Below are 18,442 nucleotides of genomic sequence, written 5' to 3' on the forward strand. Positions count from 1 at the left end.
GAGTCCCTAGGAGCCGAAACAAGACAAACCGAAATGTGGAGGCGACTGCCCAGGGACGACAAGCATAAGACGAGCCCTGCAAGAAGGTGTTCTTTCCTTCTGGAAGGGATTGGCTAGTCTTTCGTCCCTAGGAGCCGAAACTAGACAAGCTTGTGACCTCGAGGGGGTAGGCGCTCCTCTTAAAAGCTAACGCTTTTAATCGTGCGATGATTATGCTGTCGAAGCGTTCCTTGTGGAGCTAGACAGTTCTCAAAATTCAAAGATAAAAATTCTGATATTAAACATAAGCCTTCACTTCACAACAGTGGAGGCTTTAATTAAAGCTTTATTTATTTTTATTGAAGGTTAGGGGGATTTGGAAAATGGAAAAACAAGTAAAAATTTTACTAGTGGATGATGAAGAAAGAATCCGCCGTTTATTAAAGATGTACCTTGAGCGTGAAAATTATTCCATTGATGAAGCGGAAAATGGAAACCAGGCTTTATCAAAAGCTCTGGCAAATGATTACGATGTCATTCTTTTGGATTTAATGATGCCCGGCAAAGACGGCATTGAAGTCTGCAGAGAGCTGAGAGAGAAAAAAGCTACTCCTGTGATCATGCTGACAGCCAAAGGGGAAGAAGTTAACCGCGTACAGGGGTTTGAAGTGGGCACTGATGATTACATTGTAAAGCCTTTCAGCCCTAGGGAAGTTGTGCTACGCGTGAAGGCATTATTGCGCAGGTCTTCTAAAACTACCTACCTTCAAACAGAAACAACAGCAAAAGATGTAATCGTTTTTCCTCATCTAACGATTGATAATGATGCTCACAAAGTGTTGGCTGATGGGAAAGAAGTCAGTTTAACTCCAAAGGAATATGAACTTCTCTATTTCCTGGCAAAGGCACCGGATAAGGTTTTTGACAGGGAGCAGCTGCTTAAGGAAGTGTGGCACTATGAATTTTTCGGAGATTTAAGAACAGTCGATACACATGTGAAGCGCTTGCGTGAAAAATTAAATAAAGTTTCTGAGCAGGCTGCCAGAATGATTGTAACTGTTTGGGGAGTGGGCTACAAGTTCGAGGTTATCAATGAATGATGCTCTTTAGGAGTGTTGCAGGTAAGCTATGGGGCACAATTCTTTTATTAGTTTCCTTTGTACTGCTGATATTAACAGTCATGCTGCTTGAATTTTTTGAGAATTACCATATAAATGAAACAGAAAAAGGATTATCGAATACCGCCCATAAAATAACCAGAATTCTAAAAGAGCATAACCGTGAAGTCGGTTTGGAGATTTCCTGGGAACTTGTCGACGATGTTACAAAAGTAGTTATTATTAACTCGCCGAATGAGTACTACTATTCTCCCAACCATACAGGTTCATTAAAACTCCCTATCTCCTACCTCACCGAGGAAGATGATTTAAAAGAAGTTCTCACGGAAGATAAGACTGTAAAAAAAGTAACATCCGTTAATCCTGAGTATACAGACGTAGACGCAGATGACGACAGCAAGATTCTTATAATCGGAGTCCCTCTTGGAGGTGACAGCAGCAATGGGGCAGTCTTTATTTATCAGTCCATTGAAGTCATGCATGAAACACTGCGTTCAACGACTAAGTTTATTTTGCTGGCTGCAGGAGTTGCCATTATTTTAACAACCATCTTTGCATTTTTCTTATCGACAAGAATTAATTCTCCGCTCAGAAAAATGAAAGAAGCTGCCTTTGAGGTCGCAAGAGGTAAATTTGATACAAAGGTTCCGATTCTGACTAATGATGAGGTTGGCGAATTAGCCATGGCTTTTAATCAAATGGGCAGACAGCTGAAATTCAATATGAATGCTCTAAGCCAGGAAAAAGAACAGCTGGCAAGCATTCTAAGCGGGATGGCTGATGGGGTTATCACCTTCAACCGGGATGGCACGATTCTCATCACAAATCCTCCTGCAGAGCGGTTTTTGCAAAGCTGGTTTTATGAACTGGATGACATTGAGAATAATACAGAGGAAGTGCCATCCAAAGTCATGGAGCTTTTCCAGCTTGCTGTTAATACCGAGAAGGAGCAGATTGGCGAAATCTCTATACAAGGACGTTCCTGGGTAATAATCGTCAGCCCTCTTTATAATAATAAATATATAAGAGGAGCGGTTGCGGTTATCAGGGACATGACGGAGGAGCGTAAGCTTGATAAGCTCCGGAACGATTTTATAGCGAATGTTTCTCATGAATTAAGGACGCCGATTTCTATGATGCAGGGGTATAGTGAAGCGATTGTCGATGATATTGCCGGAACGGACGAAGAGAAAAAAGAGATGGCAAGTGTCATTTATGATGAATCCCTGAGAATGGGCCGGCTTGTGAATGAATTGCTGGATCTTGCCAGAATGGAAGCCGGACATATTCAGCTGACAATGGAAGAAACTGAAGTGAATTCCTATCTGCAAAGAATTATCAGGAAGTTTCAGGGGCTGGCAAAAGAGAAGGAAATTAGTCTGGAACATGATCTGCAAAGCAAGGGTGTCCCTATTCAAATTGATCCGGACAGAATTGAACAGGTCATGACCAATCTGATTGATAATGCCATCCGGCATACCCCTCAGAATGGAGAGGTAAAAGTGCTAGAAAGAAGTGATGAACGGGGACTGTTTATCGAAGTGAAAGATTCTGGCTCAGGGATTCCCGAAGAAGACCTGCCGTTTGTATTTGAACGCTTTTACAAAGCGGACAAAGCAAGAACAAGGGGCCGATCTGGAACTGGCCTTGGCCTTGCAATTGCAAAAAATATAATTGAAGCTCATAAAGGTCATATTACCGTTCAAAGCAAGACAGGACACGGTACGACATTTTCAATCTTTATCCCTCGAAATGAAGGATAAAGGCGAGAAATGTGACGATTGTTCTTGATACACGGGAAACACTTAATTATAGGCTTAGGGAAGGAGATGCATGAAATTTCCTTCCCTATTTTTTTGAAATTCTGTTCTAAGCAATAGGCCGGCCTTTTTGAAGGCAAGGGAGTAATCCTGTTCCCAAACAGGCTCTTGCGCTTTTCTGCAAAATAATAATATAGTTAAACTGTAACTTTTTTTAGAGAAAGAACGACTATTTTATTGAACGGGGAGGGGAATCCATGGACTCCGTTTTTGATGAACTTTATAAAAAATACCATCATGACGTTTTTCAATTTCTTTTTTATATGGTCAAAAACAAGGAACTGGCTGAGGATTTAGTCCAGGAAGTCTATATAAGAGTATTAAAATCATATGAAAGGTTTGAAGGGAAAAGCAGCGAAAAAACATGGCTCTTTTCAATTGCGCGGAATGTTGCCATAGATTCCTTTCGCAAGCAAAAGGGATGGAAGCAAAGGATTATGGAGAAATTTGACTGGTCAACTCAGGAGGTAAAGGATGAGCTGCCCTTGCCGGAAGAAATTGCCGTGCAAAGGGAAGAGATTCAGCTGATCTATCGCTGTCTGGATTTATGCACCATTGACCAGAGGCTTGTCATAATTATGAGATATATACATGAACTCAGCATAAATGAAACAGCGGATTCGCTTGGCTGGACCGAAAGCAAGGTAAAAACAACCCAGCATCGTGCTTTAAAGGTGCTTAAAAAACATATGGAAGATTTTAAGGTAAAGGAGGGAATGGATAATGAAGGAATCAAAGTGGAGCGATGAGCAGCTTCAGGAATTGCTGAGCCAAATGCCTAAAATTAAAGATGATCGTGATCCGAAAGACATTTATCAAGCCATCGAAATTAAGATGGGAAAGCAAAAAAACAGAACGTGGATCCTGCCATCTGTCGCAGCGGCTGCTGCATTGCTCCTGCTTTTTATTCTCGCCCCAAACCTTATGAGCTGGCAGGAGTCTGCCGATAAGCAGGTCGAATTGAAAGCGGACCGATCAACCTCATCAGAACAAATAACAAGTGAAAATAACACTATTCTGGAAGCAAAAGAGGAAGACTCTGAATTAATTGCTAAAGAAAAAGGCTCAGAAGAACAGGACCAGGCACAGCTGTCCACTGAGCCGGAAGCGGAAACAAATGATGAGATAAGCGAGAAGACAGTTGCATCAGAATCAAGCCCTACTGCCGTTTATGAAGAAGACTTGGCAGGGAAAGAGGTACTGACTTATGCGATTCCGGATAAGGATGCGCAAAATATTGTACCCGTCAGTGTTTTAATTGATGAAGACCCTGCCAGGACGAAATTTGAACAATTTGAAGACACGATGAGCAGGCTTACCGAAGATGAATGGGGTTTAGATGATTACTATCCTTTGAAGGCAAATTTCACCTATGATCAGGGAAATAAAATGTTAACTGTTAATGTGCCAGCGGATCATCCATATAGTATATCTTCCGCGACAGAATTACTTTTAGAGAAGGTCTTGTCCAATATAATGAATAATCTTGATATAGAAAAGATTAACCTCATGACTGAAGGGGAAACCGGCATTGAATTTAGCCATTACGGATATAGAGAGGAATTTATCCCAGAAAATAGCAATGGTAACTTAATTTATTATTTCTTTTATCCAAATGGAGCAGATTCAACACCATTCCTGGTCCCGCTGAGAGAACAGCTCAATTCTATAAAAGATGCACTAATAGCCATGCAGCAAAACCGGACTGAAAGTAATTTACAGGCATCCATACCAGAAGATATTGATTTTGAAACAGAAGAAATACAGGATGGCAAACTCTTAATCCGTTTTAATAATGAATCAGAAATAATTGATGATGAATCAACACTTCATGCGATTGAAGCAATACTTCTGACGGCAAAAGACTTTGATTTTGACACGGTGAAACTGGAAAATGCAGATGTTGATAAAATAGGCAAGTTTGACCTTACTGAAGAATTAAAGGTACCAATAGCAGCTAATAAACGAGATTTACCAAATTAGAGAGGCGGCCCATGTGGCTGCCTTTTCTTTTTTAGGGATAAAAATCCCTCAGGTCTGCATAAAAACTATGCTGCTCGAAGTATACTAATAACTGTGCTTTTAAGAGCTTTATTGTTAATTGTTCTAAAAGAGTACAAGCTGTCATAGGGTGAAAGAGAGTGCGGTCAATGACAGGCACTCGTACGGATATTTCAGCTGACAACATAGGAGGAAAAGAATGAAGGATTACATAAGGCGTTTCTTTATCGCAGGAATAATGGCTCTTTGTGTGAGTCTGTTATTTCTGGGAGGGAAGCATTCTAAAGCTGCCGAGCCAAAAATTTCGGAACTGACAGAGCATTGGGTATGGCCTGCAGATGGTGTCATTACAGATACGTTTGGGACAAGGGAAGGGCATCATAAAGGCATCGATATAGCTGGAGATTCCGGGTCTCCTGTTTATTCTGTTGACGCAGGAATTGTGTCGAGGTCTTATTATTCCCAAACATACGGGAACGTGATATTCATTAAACATAACAACCAAACTGAAACAGTATACGCCCATCTGGATAAACGCTTTTCTGCTGAAGGCGAAAATGTTGTGCAGGGACAGAAAATCGGACTGATGGGAAGCACGGGTGACTCCTCAGGGGTGCATCTCCATTTTGAAATACATACGCAGGCATGGACAGCTGATAAAATAAATGCAGTTGATCCCTCTGTTGCATTTGGGATAGGAGAAGTTGGACAAGCTGTAAATACAGTGATTAAAGATGAAAATGCGCGTGAAGTTTCTGCACAGCCGTCTAATTTTGAGTCAAGGAAAATAAAAAATGATTCCGAGGAAACATACCATATAGTTAAAACAGGGGAAACATTATGGTCTATTGCTGCACACTATAATTTGCAGGCCGGGGATATTGCGGATTTAAATAATATTAATCCTCATAACATTTTTTCAGGTCAAAAGCTATTGATAAAACCCGAGAAATATAGAGAATACACTGTTAAACAGGGAGATACTCTATCTTCTATAGCGAAATTGCATGATACAACTGCAGAAGCAATCAAAGACTTAAATAATGCTGATTCAGATATTATAAAAATTGGACAAATTCTAATCATTCGCAAAAAATAGAAGAGAAATGATTGCACCGCTTTACTCCCTTAAAGTATAATGGGTAAAAAAACTGGGGGAGTTTGAGAAATGCTTACAGACTATCATAATCATCTCGAAAATGGGACGTTGAGCCTGGATTATTTAAAGAAATTCACAGATGCTGCAGCCCAGAAAGGGATTGAGTCTTTTGGAATTTCAGAGCACGCATATCATTTCTATCAGACAGCAGACATCCTGCAGAATCCATGGGTAAACGAAAGGCGCTTTTATGATATGAAAGACTATGTGAATGTTTTTCATGAAGCGTGGAGCAATGACATAGATGTAAAGATGTCGATTGAAATGGACTACACGCCCGGCAAGCACGGTGAAATGGCGAAGTTTATTAATAGTTACTCATTTGACTATGTTATCGGATCCATTCATTGGGTTGGAGATTTTGGCATAGACCTGGCTGAATTTAGAAAAGAATGGGATAAACGGGATCTATATGATGTATATCGAAAGTATTTTGATCAGGTGGTCACTCTTGCTCAGTCAAATTTATTCGATATTGTTGGCCATTTAGACCTCGTGAAAATTTTTAAATATGTGCCCCAGGACGAAGAATTTTTGCTGGAGCAATATGAACGTGCAGCCAGTGCGCTGGCAGAATCCAAGACATGTGTTGAAATCAGCACGGCTGGTCTGCGAAAACCAGTGGGGGAACTTTACCCGGACAGACGGCTTCTTCAGAAATGCCATGAAAAAAATATCCCAATTGTTCTTTCGTCTGATGCGCACTTTCCTGAACATGTAGGTGCAGATTTTGAAAAAGCAATTGATTTAGCAAGAGAAGTGGGGTATCAGTCCATCATGACCTTCTCAAAGGGAGAAAGAAAGGAATTTCCGCTTGGATAATATATAAAGGATGGCATAATGCCGTCTTTTTTGTTATATCTAAAAAAACTGAAAGTGTATTGGCATGGATTTAAACCTGACAGGTAAACATATCCCTTCACAGAATAACTTTTTTTCAGTATAATTAATCTGTATAAATAAATACGGTCTATCTTCGGGGCAGGGTGAAATTCCCGACCGGCGGTGATGGGTCATTCTTGACTCTAAGCCCGCGAGCCTGAGAGCAGAGTTTTGAATAAAAAGCTTTGCGGTTAATTTGGGCAGGATTTGGTGCGATTCCAAAGCCGACAGTACAGTCTGGATGGGAGAAGATGGAGGTTCTGCAGACGTTCAAAAAATGCAGGTTTTGAACGTTATTAAGCGTGCCTTTGCAACTCTCCCTCAAGTTATAATTGCTTGAGGGTTATTTATTGCGAAGACATTTGCTTTGCTGAACCTTTCTTCTTTAGGAGAGATAGTCCTAAAAAGGAGAGAGGAACTTGAAAAAACTTAATATCAAAACAATGGTTGCCATCGGAATGCTAAGCAGCATCTCTTACGTATTAATGCTGCTCAATTTCCCAATCCCGCCGTTTCCGCAATTTCTAATGATTGACTTCAGCGATATTCCTGCATTAATCGCAGCGTTAATCTTTGGTCCAGCAGCAGGGATTTTAGTGGAGCTTATAAAGAATATTCTTGATTACTTCATGACAGGGAGTGCAACAGGAGTACCTGTTGGGCATATTGCAAACTTTGCTGCAGGCATTTTGTTTGTCCTGCCGACTTATTATGTGTACAGCAAGCTGAAAACAAAAAAGGGCATGACGTTTGGGCTTGTAATCGGCACCATGGTTATGGCTGTCATAATGAGTGTGCTCAATTACCTTGTAATTCTGCCGGCATATACATTCTTCCTTAACTTCCCTGCAATGTCAGCACCTGAAATGAGAACAATGATTGTGACTGGGATATTGCCATTCAATATGTTAAAAGGTTTAATCATTTCAATTGTTTTCATGCTTATTTTTACACGCATGAGAACTTGGGTGGAAAAGCAGGCTGTTATTAAAAGTGCAGCATAATTAATATAAAATCCTAAGCAGCGGCAAATGTGTGCCGCTGCTTTTTCTGTTCACTCCATGCAAGCTTGTTAAAAGTTAACAAAAAAACTCCCTTTCATGACGAAAGGGAGCAGCAGCTTAACAAAGGATAAAGTATGGTTGAAGGATTATTCGTATTTCAGCGGATCGCCATCAAAAGCATCATCAGCTACTTTGATTGAATCGGTTGGGCAGCCCTCGAATGCATCCATCATATCATCAACTAATACATCTGGAATCTCAACGATACCCTGGTTATCATCAAGGGTAACGAATGCGATGCCTTCATCATCATAATCATAAATGTCCGGTGCAGCTGCACCGCAAGCTCCACATGCAATACATGTTTCTTTGTCAACAATTGTATACTTTGCCATGAAAAAAACCTCCCAAGATTTAAACAATTAATCGTCCATCAAGATGATGGTAACACATTCCTCACATCTATTGTAAAACTGAATGTTCAACTTTTCAATAGAAAATGTATTGAGAATGCTTATCACATAAGGGTTTAGGCATAATTTACCCACTAAAAAAATAATAAAAACGGCCTGCCGATTTCTTTCATGATAAAATGGAAGAAGGAGAACAAGCTTATTAAAACAAGAAAAAAATCTTTGGCCGTAAGGTGAAAAAAATGGAAAGATCTTATTTGAAAACTGTAATAATGTACTGTGTTAAAGAGTTACAGGGACAAAGAACTATATATTCCATTTTGCATTTGCTGAATGGAAAAAAGTCTTCCCAAACCATCCAAGATGCTCATTTATTTCAACTAACCCCGCTTTTTCGGACATTTGGAAGTTTAAGCAGAGATGTTCTGGATCATCTTGCACAAGAAATTGTAAGCAGCAGCTGGATGACTGCTACTGATGAAAAGCATTACATTTTGACTGCAGAGGGTAAGGAAAAGCTGGAAGGGTCTCTTTTAGAATGTCCAATACCGTCTTCATTAAACGGATGGCTGTATCATAGTGCAGGTGACTTGTTTTGGGAGAGGATTACTCTTTTAATTCAGGTTATATCACATTTAAATAATAACAATGTAAAATACCTCCCTATTCAAAGAAAAAAAGATGTTCATGACTGGCTGAAAAATTTTTTGAGAACATCTGGATTTGCCCGCGAGGAAGTAGGGGGTGTGCTGAACAGGGAACTTTGCCAGTGCCTCGAAAGACTAAGTGATATTAATCCTGCTGTGCTGACATTGAGGCTGACGGGCTATAACCGTATTGGCCTCACTGCTGTTCAGGCTTCAGAACAGCTGGGAATCAGGCAGGATTATTACCACCATCAGTTCCTTGGAGCCATTCATCATATTCTTGCAAGCGTAAGAGAAAATGCTGCCGAATATCCGCTTATCGATAAATTAGTGAGCGGGGCAGGAAATGAAGTTCAGCTAACGTTGTCGGCCCAAAGAACTTACACACTGCTAAAACAGGGACTGGATTTGGATGTTATAGCGAAAGCGAGAAACTTGAAAAAAAGCACAATTGAGGATCATGTGGTGGAGGTAGCGTTAAATGACAGCGGCTTTAATATCACACGTTATGTATCGGAGAAGAAACAGAAATTGATTCTTCAAGCAGCGAACAGTGCTGATTCATTGCAATTAAAGCAAATACGTCAAATCGTGCCGGAATCCGATTATTTTGAAATCAGATTAGTCATGGCAAAGCTTGGAGAGGGACAATGAGATTAGAAGCGGTATTGCAGAGCAAATTTGGCTATCCTTCCTTCAGACCAGGACAAAAGGAGATCATTGAATCTGTGCTTTCAGGGAGAAATACTGTTGCCATGCTGCCTACAGGTACAGGGAAATCCCTCTGTTATCAGCTGCCGGGATATATGATTGAAGGCCAGGTGATTATTATATCTCCTTTGCTGTCCCTGATGCAGGATCAGGCTGAACAGCTTATGATGAATGGGGAAAAAAAAGTAATTGCATTCAATTCTTTTTTAACACGTGCAGAGAAAAAACAGGCATTGATTCATCTAAATCAATATAAGTTTATCTTTATTTCACCTGAAATGCTTTATTATGAATCAGTACTATCTCAGCTGAAGAAATTGCGCATTGCTTTATTTGTTGTGGATGAAGCTCATTGTATCTCCCAATGGGGATATGATTTCAGGCCCGATTATTTAAAGCTTGGCGAAGTCAGAAAAATGATTGGGAACCCGGTTACACTGGCTTTAACTGCTACAGCTACCCCTGACGTTAAAGCAGATATAAAAAAGTCACTTGGCATACTGGACTGCAGCGAATTTATTTACTCCGTTGACCGGCCTAATATTGCATTATCTGTAGAAAAGTTAGAGAATTTCCGTGAAAAAACAGATAGACTTGTGGAGCTTGCTGAAATCCTTCAGGGTCCTGGAATTATTTATTTTTCCAGCAAAAAAATGGCGGAACAGACAGCTGAGCTGCTTAGGGACAAAGGAGCCAAAAGAGTGATGGCTTACCATGGGGGAATGGACCAGGAAAGCCGCATCCTTGTGCAGCAGCAATTTATTCATGGGCAGCTCGATCTTATTTGTGCTACAAGCGCCTTTGGCATGGGGATTAATAAAGATAATATCAGGTTTGTAATACACTTTCATATGCCTCTTCAGATTGAATCCTATCTGCAGGAAATTGGGAGAGCAGGGAGAGATGGAAATCAAAGTATAGCCATCATGCTCTATGCACCGGGTGATGAGCAGCTTCCCATACAGCTTGCAGAAAGTGAATTGCCTGACAAAGCACAAATTGATTGGATTAGGGAATGGGTAGAAGAAAACCCAAATGCGATCCTGAATATTGGTCCATTTGAAGAGCAAATTAAGCAGCGTTCCGGTTTAACCGATGTTCAGTGGAGAATATTTAATGACTTTTTTGAGCGGAAAAGCAAATCTGGACTCGATTACAGAAGGATTCTGCAGGAGATGAAAGGGTATTACGAAGGCAGAATCAAATTGAAAAGGGTTAGCATTGAGGAAGTATATAAGTGGATACACAAGAAGACATGCCGAAGAGAGAATATACTTTCCTATTTTGATGAGGAAAAAAATGCCTCCGTCCAATCCTGCTGTGATATTTGCGGTTTGCAATTTGAAAATTTCACAAGAAATACAAATTCAGATAATCAGGAAAGCCCGCTGTATGATTGGAAAAATCATCTTGAATACCTCCTGATTCCAAGTGAGTGAACCAAAATGAGAAAAAGATACGCGGATATCATTAAGGAATTGACAGACAAGGAACTATTATTTCATCTTTATCTTACTCAGGTGCTTATTTTATCCATTTCTTTGATTCTAAGTATAATATTGTTTAATAGTTTTGAGGAATTCCAAGCTCTTTTTGTATTCGATGATATAAATATTCTGGTAATTGGAGCGGCGGCAGGAGCGGCAGTTGTCCTGATTGATATCGTCTTGATGAAGGTTCTTCCAGAAAAATTGTATGATGATGGAGGATTAAATGAGAAAATCTTTCAGAATCGCAATTTTCTCCATATTGCTTTTATAGCTGCAGTGGTGGCTTTTAGTGAAGAACTTCTTTTCAGGGGAGTTATTCAGACCCATTTCGGCCTTGCTATCTCAAGTCTTATTTTTGCGCTTGTTCATTATCGGTATCTTTTTAATTGGTTTTTGTTTGTAAATATTATTACATTAAGCTTTTTAATAGGTTATATTTATCATATAACTAATAATTTGCTTGTTACGATTGTTATGCATTTTCTGATTGACTTTCTTCTTGGTATTCTTATTCGAAAACGTTACCTGGTAAAATCTAAAAGGAAAGCGGAAGAGGAGAATGTAATTAACGATCATTAACAGCAGCATCAAAATATACTTCTTATGATTTTTTTATTACAGGAAGGGATGAAACATGAATAAAGAAGACCCTTATAGAGATCAAGCCGAAAGACTCCGTAAGAAGATTGACCGAAAACAGGAAACGGAAAATAGCGGGCAAAAATCAGCCTTGCCGCCACGGAGCCGTGTTCATCATGAAAAAAGAAAAAAGAGTAAGTGGAAGATTAAATACCCTGTTATTCGCCTGCTTGCTTTATTCTTTATCCTTTTGCCTATCACCATTTTCAGTATTTATCAATATGTAAGTAGTGATAAAAGCATCAATGCCGGGTTAAATGCAGAAATTGAGGAAACCGGTTCTGAAACGGTCGTTTTTGCCACAAATGATAAAGATAAAGAGACAACTATAGAAGTAAGAGAAGAGCCGGAATCCCAGGAACCTGAGAAACCTGAAAAAGCTGAGGATGCTCAAGAAACAGAAGATGCCAAAGTCCAGCAGGAAAAACAGGTCCCTCAAAATACCGATGTAGAAGATAAAGGATCTGAACCCAAAAAGCAAGCCCAGCAAACAGCTCCTGAAACTACAGACTCTTCTAAAACAGCCGGGACAAAGGAACTGGAAGAAATAAAAAAGGAAGGCAAAGTTGTTTACCATACGGTTAAACCAAAGGAAACAATTTTTAGAATTGCCATGACTTATTATAAATCCCAGTCGGGAATTGAAAAAATAAAGCAAGCCAATAATTTGCCGTCGAATGAGATACAAACGGGCCAGGTATTAAAGATTCCGCTTGAACAATAAAAGGATCGAAAACAGGTGCGGCAGCCGCCTCTCCTTCTTAGTCATATAATAATGTACAAGCTCATACATTATGGAGAAAGGGAGGGAGAGTTTTGGAATCGCCGATTAGAATGCTTGACGAACGTACAGACCAGGCTACAAGAAAAATGCTTGAGAAAGTAGTAGAGAGAAAGCAAAAATTTGATCGATTCAAGTCCTGGCATTTAATTGCCATGTGGGCGACTGTTTTTATTTCTTTTTTATTCTTTTTTTATATTTATAAGAGTGTCATGCAGCCTTACTCTTACTCGTTTGCATCCATGTTTTCGGCTTTTGTCAATCAGTCAGCTAATTTCTATTTGCTTGTTTTTACGGTTGGCCTTTATGGACTTATGAATCTTCTGAGGGAAAAAAGGGAGAAAGCAGAAAAAGAATATCATGCCCTAAGGTGTGAAATAATTGATAAGAGCAAAGACCTTTGGAAAAAAGAAGATGAATGGAAAAATCGCCATACCGTTTTCGAAATGATGAAAAAAAATTATGATATAAATCTTTATCATGAGAATAAATGACACACAGTAAATGGAAAAAGAAGCAGCCCGTCTGCTTCTTTTTTGTTAAGTATAGTGTTAAAAGAATTTCTTCTTATCGCGTTCTTCCTTAAGAATTTCCACGGCTTCTCTGAAGCGCTGGGAATGGATAATCTCTCTTTCTCTTAAAAACCGTAGTCCGTCATTTAAATCCGGGTCATCACTCATATTAATAATCCATTGATAGGTTGCCCTGGCTTTCTCTTCTGCAGCGATGTCTTCGTATAAGTCTGCTATAGGGTCGCCCTTTGCCTGAATATAAGAAGCTGTCCAAGGCACACCTGCAGCATTATTATAAAACAGAGCATTATCATGGTTGGCATAATGGGCGTCGAGACCGGCAGCTATCATTTGATCAGGCGTAGCATCCTTTGTTAATTTACAATTTGTTTATATTCTGCAACGTCACTTAACGGAATATAAATCGTTGTAAGCTACAAAGGAGCTGGAGAGCGTGGAAAAACAAATAACAAATGTCGCTGTTTACGTTCGTAAGTCGAGGGAGGACGAGGACGAACAAGCTTTGAACCGTCAACAGTCAGTCCTCATTGACCATTGTGAGAAAAACTCTTGGAACTGGGAGCTGTTCAAGGAGGTCGGTTCCTCTCAAGACCTTGACCGTCCAGAGCTTCAGAATATGCTCGAAAAGGTCAAGCTGTTCCATTATGACGCAATAGTGGTTGCTGACCAAGACCGTCTCTCCAGAAACGTTGTTCACTTTGGTCAAATAAAAATGATACTAATGAACGCTGGTTGTTTCGTTGTCACTCCGTCAAAGGTCTTTGACTATTCAAAGGACTCGGACGATATGTTTTCAGACTTTATGTCTGTTATTGCTAAAAGTGAATACCAACAAATTAAAAAGCGTCTGGTCAGAGGGACAAAACAGTCAGCTCGTGAGGGTAATTATTTAGGGAAAAAGGTTCCTATTGGTTATTCGTACAACAGAGAGACCAAACGACTTGAAAAGAGTGAGGACGCTGAAATAATGAGACGACTCTTTGAATTATACATGAATGGAATGAGTACAAAAGACATTGCTTTCAAGTTTGAACATGAGGGAGTCATGACCTCTGTCGGTATGAAATGGACTCCAGCGGGAGTTTCCAGACTATTGAACAATGTTGTTTACGCTGGTCATTCATTATATGGAAAGACAAAACAATATAAAAAGGACGGAAAACGAGTTACGGAAAAGACCAGTGAGGAGGAACAAATTCTCGTGAAAAATACTCATGAGGGAATTGTCTCCCTTGAGGAGTGGGAACTGGTTCAAACAATTAAAGAAAAGAGGAACTCCAGACCTCCGAGTTTGAGACTGGGAAAACACAAATTTTCTGGACTCATTCGCTGTTCAAAATGTGGAGCAATTCATTCCTTTCAAACGTCCAGATATAAACGGAAAAGAATTTCAAGCTGTCAAACTCGTCACTATAACGAGGACATGACCGAGTATTTTGTTTGTGACAATAAGGGAGCGAACATATCCGAATTTGAAAAATTGTTTTACGCTCACTTTTCAGAATACGTTGACCAGCTTGAGAAGTACGTTGAAACAATCAAGGGAGCTGACCTCCCAGAACAGACAGACAACAGAGCTGAACAAATTGACTCCAAGAGAAAACAAATTCAAAAGCTGGAGCAACAAGTCAAGAAAACTCAACAAGGGTTCCTCATGGAAATTTTCTCCGAGTCTGAAGCTCAAGACCAAATTAAACAGCTCAAAGGTCAAATTGCAATGCTTGAGGGTCAAATTGGGGAACTGGAGCAACAAGAGGACTCCTCCGAGGTTGACGCTCTGGAACAGACCTTGAACAAAATGAAAGCTTTCCTTGAAGGGTCTGACGACATGGACGAGAGAGAAGCAAATGAAATTTTGAGAGAGTTCGTTGACGCAATTGTTTACACCAAGACCGACAATGACATGAATATAAAAATTATTATGAAAGACCTTCAATGAACTGGAGGTCTTTTCTATATTCTAAAAAAGGATTTTTACTCTGTTTTGTTTAATTTTAGTAATGAGAGGAGCTGTTTTTAATGGATTTTATAAGCGGTTTATTTCAGCTATTATATTATTTATTTCAATTTATTGGTTACATAACTGGAGCTGTCTTTTTGCTCGTTATGATTTATTTATTATTTATCAGACCTATTATAAAAATTGTAACCGACAAAAGTCATAGACTTTATTGGTTCGGACTCATTGCTTTAGTCATTGGAGGACTTGTTGGAGTTCCATTTGGACTGTTTTTAATAGAGAAATTTCTCGGTTCAACAGCTATGTGGATAGGACTTGGAGTTGTCTTTGTGTTTTTCCTTGTATTAAATCATTTTGTTACCGAGAGAAGTTCTAAAAATATATAATTTAGGAGTTTTTTATTGGTGAGTTTTTTGTTTCAATAAATGTCATATTATAGAGAAAAATGCAATTTTAGAGTATAATTAGTCAAAAAAGCGAGGAGACAAATTTGGGGATTCTTGACATTTTTTCTAAAAGAAATAAACAAAATGATAAATCAATTTTTAAATATGACGAAATACCACAAGCTTTAAGAGTACAAATTGTTCATATTTGGAATGGTGCAATTGGAAGATATGACATAGGTGATTACTACTCACCAAGTACGAACAAGGCATGGGACGTTTTGCATGACGGTTTATCTAGGGAATATGGTGTTTATGCTTTAAGTCAAAAAGGAAATAATAAAAAAGAGCGTTGTATTATGTTTTTACAAGATGAAAAATCGGTGGAAAAAGTTCTTGATATAATAGAACTTTCTTTCAGAGTGATTGATAAAGCAATAAGACAGACTGAACATCTTTGGAAGGAAATGGGTATCGCTCAACCACCAGACGACGCAATTGAAGAACTGAATAAAAGGTTCCAAGAACACGGTATTGGTTATCAGTATCTAAATGGAAAAATAGTCCGTGTTGACTCTGATTACATTTATAAAGAAGCTGTTGAACCAGCTGTCAAGCTTATGTTCGGAGAAGGTTTTGAAGGAGCTTCAGAGGAGTTCATGAACGCTCACGAACACTTTAAAAAGGGTAACGATAAAGAAGCTGTTACTGAAGCTGAAAAAGCATTTGAAAGTGTTATGAAAACAATTTGTATAAAAAAGAAATGGGAGTTACCAGCAAAACAAAATGCAAACCTCTTGATTAAAACATTAATGAAAAACCAACTAATTCCTGAATGGCTAGAGAATTCAATGTTAGGTCTTCCAACTTTAAGAAATAAATTAACTGCTCATGGACAGGGAGTAAAAAGTGTAAAAATTCCTCGATATAAAGTGGCATATGCTTTACATTTATGTGCAACAAATATAGTGTTCCTCATTGAAGCATACAAGACCAAGAAATAGAATTATATCCAACAGAAAGCTTTCCACAAAGGAGAGCTTTTTGTTTTGCTCTAAATAACCGTCAGACCTTCAGAGTTGGCTCCAGAGCGTTCAATTTGTCCTCCGAGACCTAACACTCCAGACAGCTCTCAAAACGTCTCAAGATAGCTCCTATGAGTTATTGAGTTATTAGGAAATTTGGTCATTACTATATAACGTATTTGGAGGGGTCGAGGAGCTTCAGTTTGAGTTCCTAGACCTAACACAAAGGAGAGACAAAAAAGACCTCGTGAACGTCCTCTGGTGAGCTGCTAGAGACATTCCTAGTCATTAAATATTTAGGAACCCTATGAGGAACCTTTTGAACTTCCTTCTGGGAACCTTTTAAAAAGAACCTAATACAAGAAAGGACATTTATTCTGGAGCTGTTTCAACCGTTGTTTAATAAGGGAGTGAACGGAGACGGAGTCGGAGAGAGCGAACGTTCAACGAGGAGTCAATCAAAGTTATAATTCAAAGTAAACAGCGAGGGACAACAAAGTCATAACAGTGTTATATTCATTGTTACTTTGAATTAATCAAACTTTTGAATAAACGTCCGAGCGTAGCGAGGACATAATTTATTTAGTTCTATATATTATTTATTTAGTTCTATCTACTTGGTCATTCTCGGTCAAAACTATTCGATTTTGACCACTCGGTTTAGGGACAAATTTGGTTAGAAAAACCAAGAATGACCGTTCGGTAAAACAAAAAAGGCTCCAGTCATTAAAGACTGAAGTCCTTGAGTTTCTCGTCCATTATGTCTTGATTTACTCCGATATATCTCAATGTAACGGCTGGAGTCGAATGGTTCAAAAGCTGTTGAATTGTGACAATGTCATTCGTTGCTTGGTAATAGTGAAAAGCGAATGTTTTTCTCAACGAATGACTCCCTATTTCCTCGACTCCAACACGTTGAGCAACCTCATTCAAAATTCTATATGCTTGAACTCTTGAAATAGGTTTGTCTCCCTTTCTTGAAGGGAACAACCAGTCCTCCGAGTCCATTCCTTTGGTATATTTATTGATTTCCTTTTTCAAAGTTGGAGAAATTATTTGACGTTTTTCCTTTCCAGTTTTGCTCTCTTTCATGACCAAATGAGTTCGGTTCCTCAAGTCCTTGACCTTGAGCGACAACAAGTCCGAGACCCTTAAAGCAACATTTATTCCTAGTACAAAGAGAAAGCGGTCACGGTCATTTTTAAAGCTCTTTTTCATGAGTTCAATTTTTTCCTTGTCTCTGATAGGTTGAACAAATTCCATTTTCAACAGCTCCTTTATTACTTATTTAGGTAATTACTAAATTACTATATTATGTGAAAAGTTTAAATGAATTATGTTACATTCGTCAAGCGGTTCAATTTTTGAAAATTTTTTGTTTAAATTTTTTTCAAGGTTTTACTCCAGAACAAAGGGGGTCATTCTTGTTAGGGGTCAGAGGGTCAGACTGTCCGCTCTCATGAGAACGACATTGTATAGAACATTGTTGTTTGTCTTGTTGTTTGAATGGAGAGAGCTTTCGTCAACACGGTCATGAGATAAGGGTCAACCATAAAGGAACAACACGGAGACAATGAACGTCAACCAAGCGTCAACCAAGACCAGTTCCCTCAAGTTTTAAAAATTTTATGTGTAAATTGTAAGACCCAGAGGGAGACAAGAGAGACCCCTGTCCCCCCATGTGTAGGGGGTCTGATTGACGAGGGAATAAAACTGTTTCACTCATTCAAAAGCATTTGTTTTGTAACAGTTTGAATGAGTCTCAACAAGTTCATGACCAGTCCAACAGAGTCAATATATTATGATTTTATTCTTTTTGAGTCTCTTTTTGCTGTCTCATTGTCGTCAATCGTTGTTATACCAACGTTTCATGAGTCTTTATGAATGTAACAAA

At 39.0% G+C, this 18,442-nt stretch carries 17 protein-coding genes, 1 pseudogene and 1 riboswitch; of the genes and pseudogenes, 15 read left to right on the top strand and 3 right to left on the bottom strand.

Annotated elements, in window-relative coordinates:
- The first annotated feature begins 362 nt into the window (after positions 1-362).
- From QUF73_24745 to QUF73_24775, 7 genes are all read left to right on the top strand, one after another.
- Positions 363-1,079: a response regulator transcription factor gene (locus tag QUF73_24745; GenBank protein ID MDM5229324.1), complete on the top strand. Its 717-nt coding sequence runs from the start codon at positions 363-365 to the stop codon at positions 1,077-1,079.
- Positions 1,076-2,860 carry an ATP-binding protein gene (locus QUF73_24750; protein MDM5229325.1) on the top strand — a complete coding sequence of 595 codons (1,785 nt, stop codon included), beginning with the start codon at positions 1,076-1,078 and terminating at the stop codon, positions 2,858-2,860. Before QUF73_24745 ends, QUF73_24750 begins: the two co-directional genes overlap by 4 nt.
- A 254-nt stretch (positions 2,861-3,114) precedes the next feature.
- Positions 3,115-3,666 (top strand): RNA polymerase sigma factor SigX, encoded by a 552-nt coding sequence (gene sigX / locus QUF73_24755; protein MDM5229326.1) that lies wholly within the window; start codon positions 3,115-3,117, stop codon positions 3,664-3,666.
- Entirely contained in the window at positions 3,641-4,900 is a 1,260-nt protein-coding gene (locus QUF73_24760) for a hypothetical protein (GenBank protein ID MDM5229327.1), read from the top strand. The genes sigX and QUF73_24760 overlap by 26 nt, the downstream gene beginning before the upstream one ends.
- A gap of 217 nt (positions 4,901-5,117) precedes the next feature.
- A complete protein-coding gene (locus QUF73_24765; protein ID MDM5229328.1) occupies positions 5,118-6,017 on the top strand; it encodes a LysM peptidoglycan-binding domain-containing protein in 900 nt (299 codons plus the stop codon).
- A 69-nt stretch (positions 6,018-6,086) separates the two neighbouring features.
- Positions 6,087-6,899, top strand: coding sequence for a histidinol-phosphatase (locus QUF73_24770; protein ID MDM5229329.1), 813 nt, complete (start codon positions 6,087-6,089; stop codon positions 6,897-6,899).
- 146 nt (positions 6,900-7,045) lie between these two features.
- A riboswitch (FMN riboswitch) is annotated at positions 7,046-7,216 on the top strand.
- 162 nt (positions 7,217-7,378) lie between these two features.
- Positions 7,379-7,963: an ECF transporter S component gene (locus QUF73_24775; GenBank protein ID MDM5229330.1), complete on the top strand. Its 585-nt coding sequence runs from the start codon at positions 7,379-7,381 to the stop codon at positions 7,961-7,963.
- A gap of 146 nt (positions 7,964-8,109) precedes the next feature.
- On the opposite strand, the gene QUF73_24780 is transcribed toward QUF73_24775, so the two are convergent.
- Positions 8,110-8,358, bottom strand: a complete 249-nt coding sequence (locus QUF73_24780) for a ferredoxin (protein MDM5229331.1) — start codon at positions 8,356-8,358, stop codon at positions 8,110-8,112.
- A 260-nt stretch (positions 8,359-8,618) separates the two neighbouring features.
- Here QUF73_24780 and QUF73_24785 point away from each other — a divergent pair, with 260 nt between their 5' ends.
- The 5 genes from QUF73_24785 (at position 8,619) to QUF73_24805 (ending at position 13,138) form a co-directional block, all read left to right on the top strand.
- Positions 8,619-9,677 (top strand): helix-turn-helix domain-containing protein, encoded by a 1,059-nt coding sequence (locus QUF73_24785; protein ID MDM5229332.1) that lies wholly within the window; start codon positions 8,619-8,621, stop codon positions 9,675-9,677.
- Positions 9,674-11,173, top strand: a complete 1,500-nt coding sequence (locus QUF73_24790) for an ATP-dependent DNA helicase RecQ (GenBank protein MDM5229333.1) — start codon at positions 9,674-9,676, stop codon at positions 11,171-11,173. The genes QUF73_24785 and QUF73_24790 overlap by 4 nt, the downstream gene beginning before the upstream one ends.
- 6 nt (positions 11,174-11,179) lie before the next feature.
- The gene (locus tag QUF73_24795) at positions 11,180-11,803 is read left to right on the top strand and encodes a CPBP family intramembrane metalloprotease (protein ID MDM5229334.1); all 624 of its coding nucleotides are present in this window, start codon (positions 11,180-11,182) and stop codon (positions 11,801-11,803) included.
- Positions 11,804-11,858: 55 nt separating this feature from the next.
- Positions 11,859-12,587: a LysM peptidoglycan-binding domain-containing protein gene (locus QUF73_24800; protein MDM5229335.1), complete on the top strand. Its 729-nt coding sequence runs from the start codon at positions 11,859-11,861 to the stop codon at positions 12,585-12,587.
- A 92-nt stretch (positions 12,588-12,679) separates the two neighbouring features.
- Positions 12,680-13,138 (top strand): YpbF family protein, encoded by a 459-nt coding sequence (locus tag QUF73_24805; protein MDM5229336.1) that lies wholly within the window; start codon positions 12,680-12,682, stop codon positions 13,136-13,138.
- A gap of 57 nt (positions 13,139-13,195) precedes the next feature.
- On the opposite strand, the pseudogene QUF73_24810 reads toward QUF73_24805, so the two are convergent.
- Positions 13,196-13,537: pseudogene (locus QUF73_24810) on the bottom strand (manganese catalase family protein).
- Positions 13,538-13,610: 73 nt separating this feature from the next.
- Here QUF73_24810 and QUF73_24815 point away from each other — a divergent pair.
- The 3 genes from QUF73_24815 (at position 13,611) to QUF73_24825 (ending at position 16,527) form a co-directional block, all read left to right on the top strand.
- The gene (locus tag QUF73_24815; GenBank protein ID MDM5229337.1) at positions 13,611-15,116 is read left to right on the top strand and encodes a recombinase family protein; all 1,506 of its coding nucleotides are present in this window, start codon (positions 13,611-13,613) and stop codon (positions 15,114-15,116) included.
- Positions 15,117-15,196: 80 nt separating this feature from the next.
- A complete protein-coding gene (locus QUF73_24820) occupies positions 15,197-15,523 on the top strand; it encodes a hypothetical protein (protein MDM5229338.1) in 327 nt (108 codons plus the stop codon).
- A 104-nt stretch (positions 15,524-15,627) separates the two neighbouring features.
- Positions 15,628-16,527, top strand: coding sequence for a hypothetical protein (locus QUF73_24825; GenBank protein MDM5229339.1), 900 nt, complete (start codon positions 15,628-15,630; stop codon positions 16,525-16,527).
- Positions 16,528-17,274: 747 nt separating this feature from the next.
- Here QUF73_24825 and QUF73_24830 read toward each other — a convergent pair.
- Positions 17,275-17,811, bottom strand: coding sequence for a site-specific integrase (locus QUF73_24830; GenBank protein MDM5229340.1), 537 nt, complete (start codon positions 17,809-17,811; stop codon positions 17,275-17,277).
- Positions 17,812-18,442: the final 631 nt, after the last annotated feature.

Source organism: Cytobacillus sp. NJ13, assembly GCA_030348385.1.
Lineage (GTDB): Bacteria > Bacillota > Bacilli > Bacillales > Cytobacillaceae > Cytobacillus.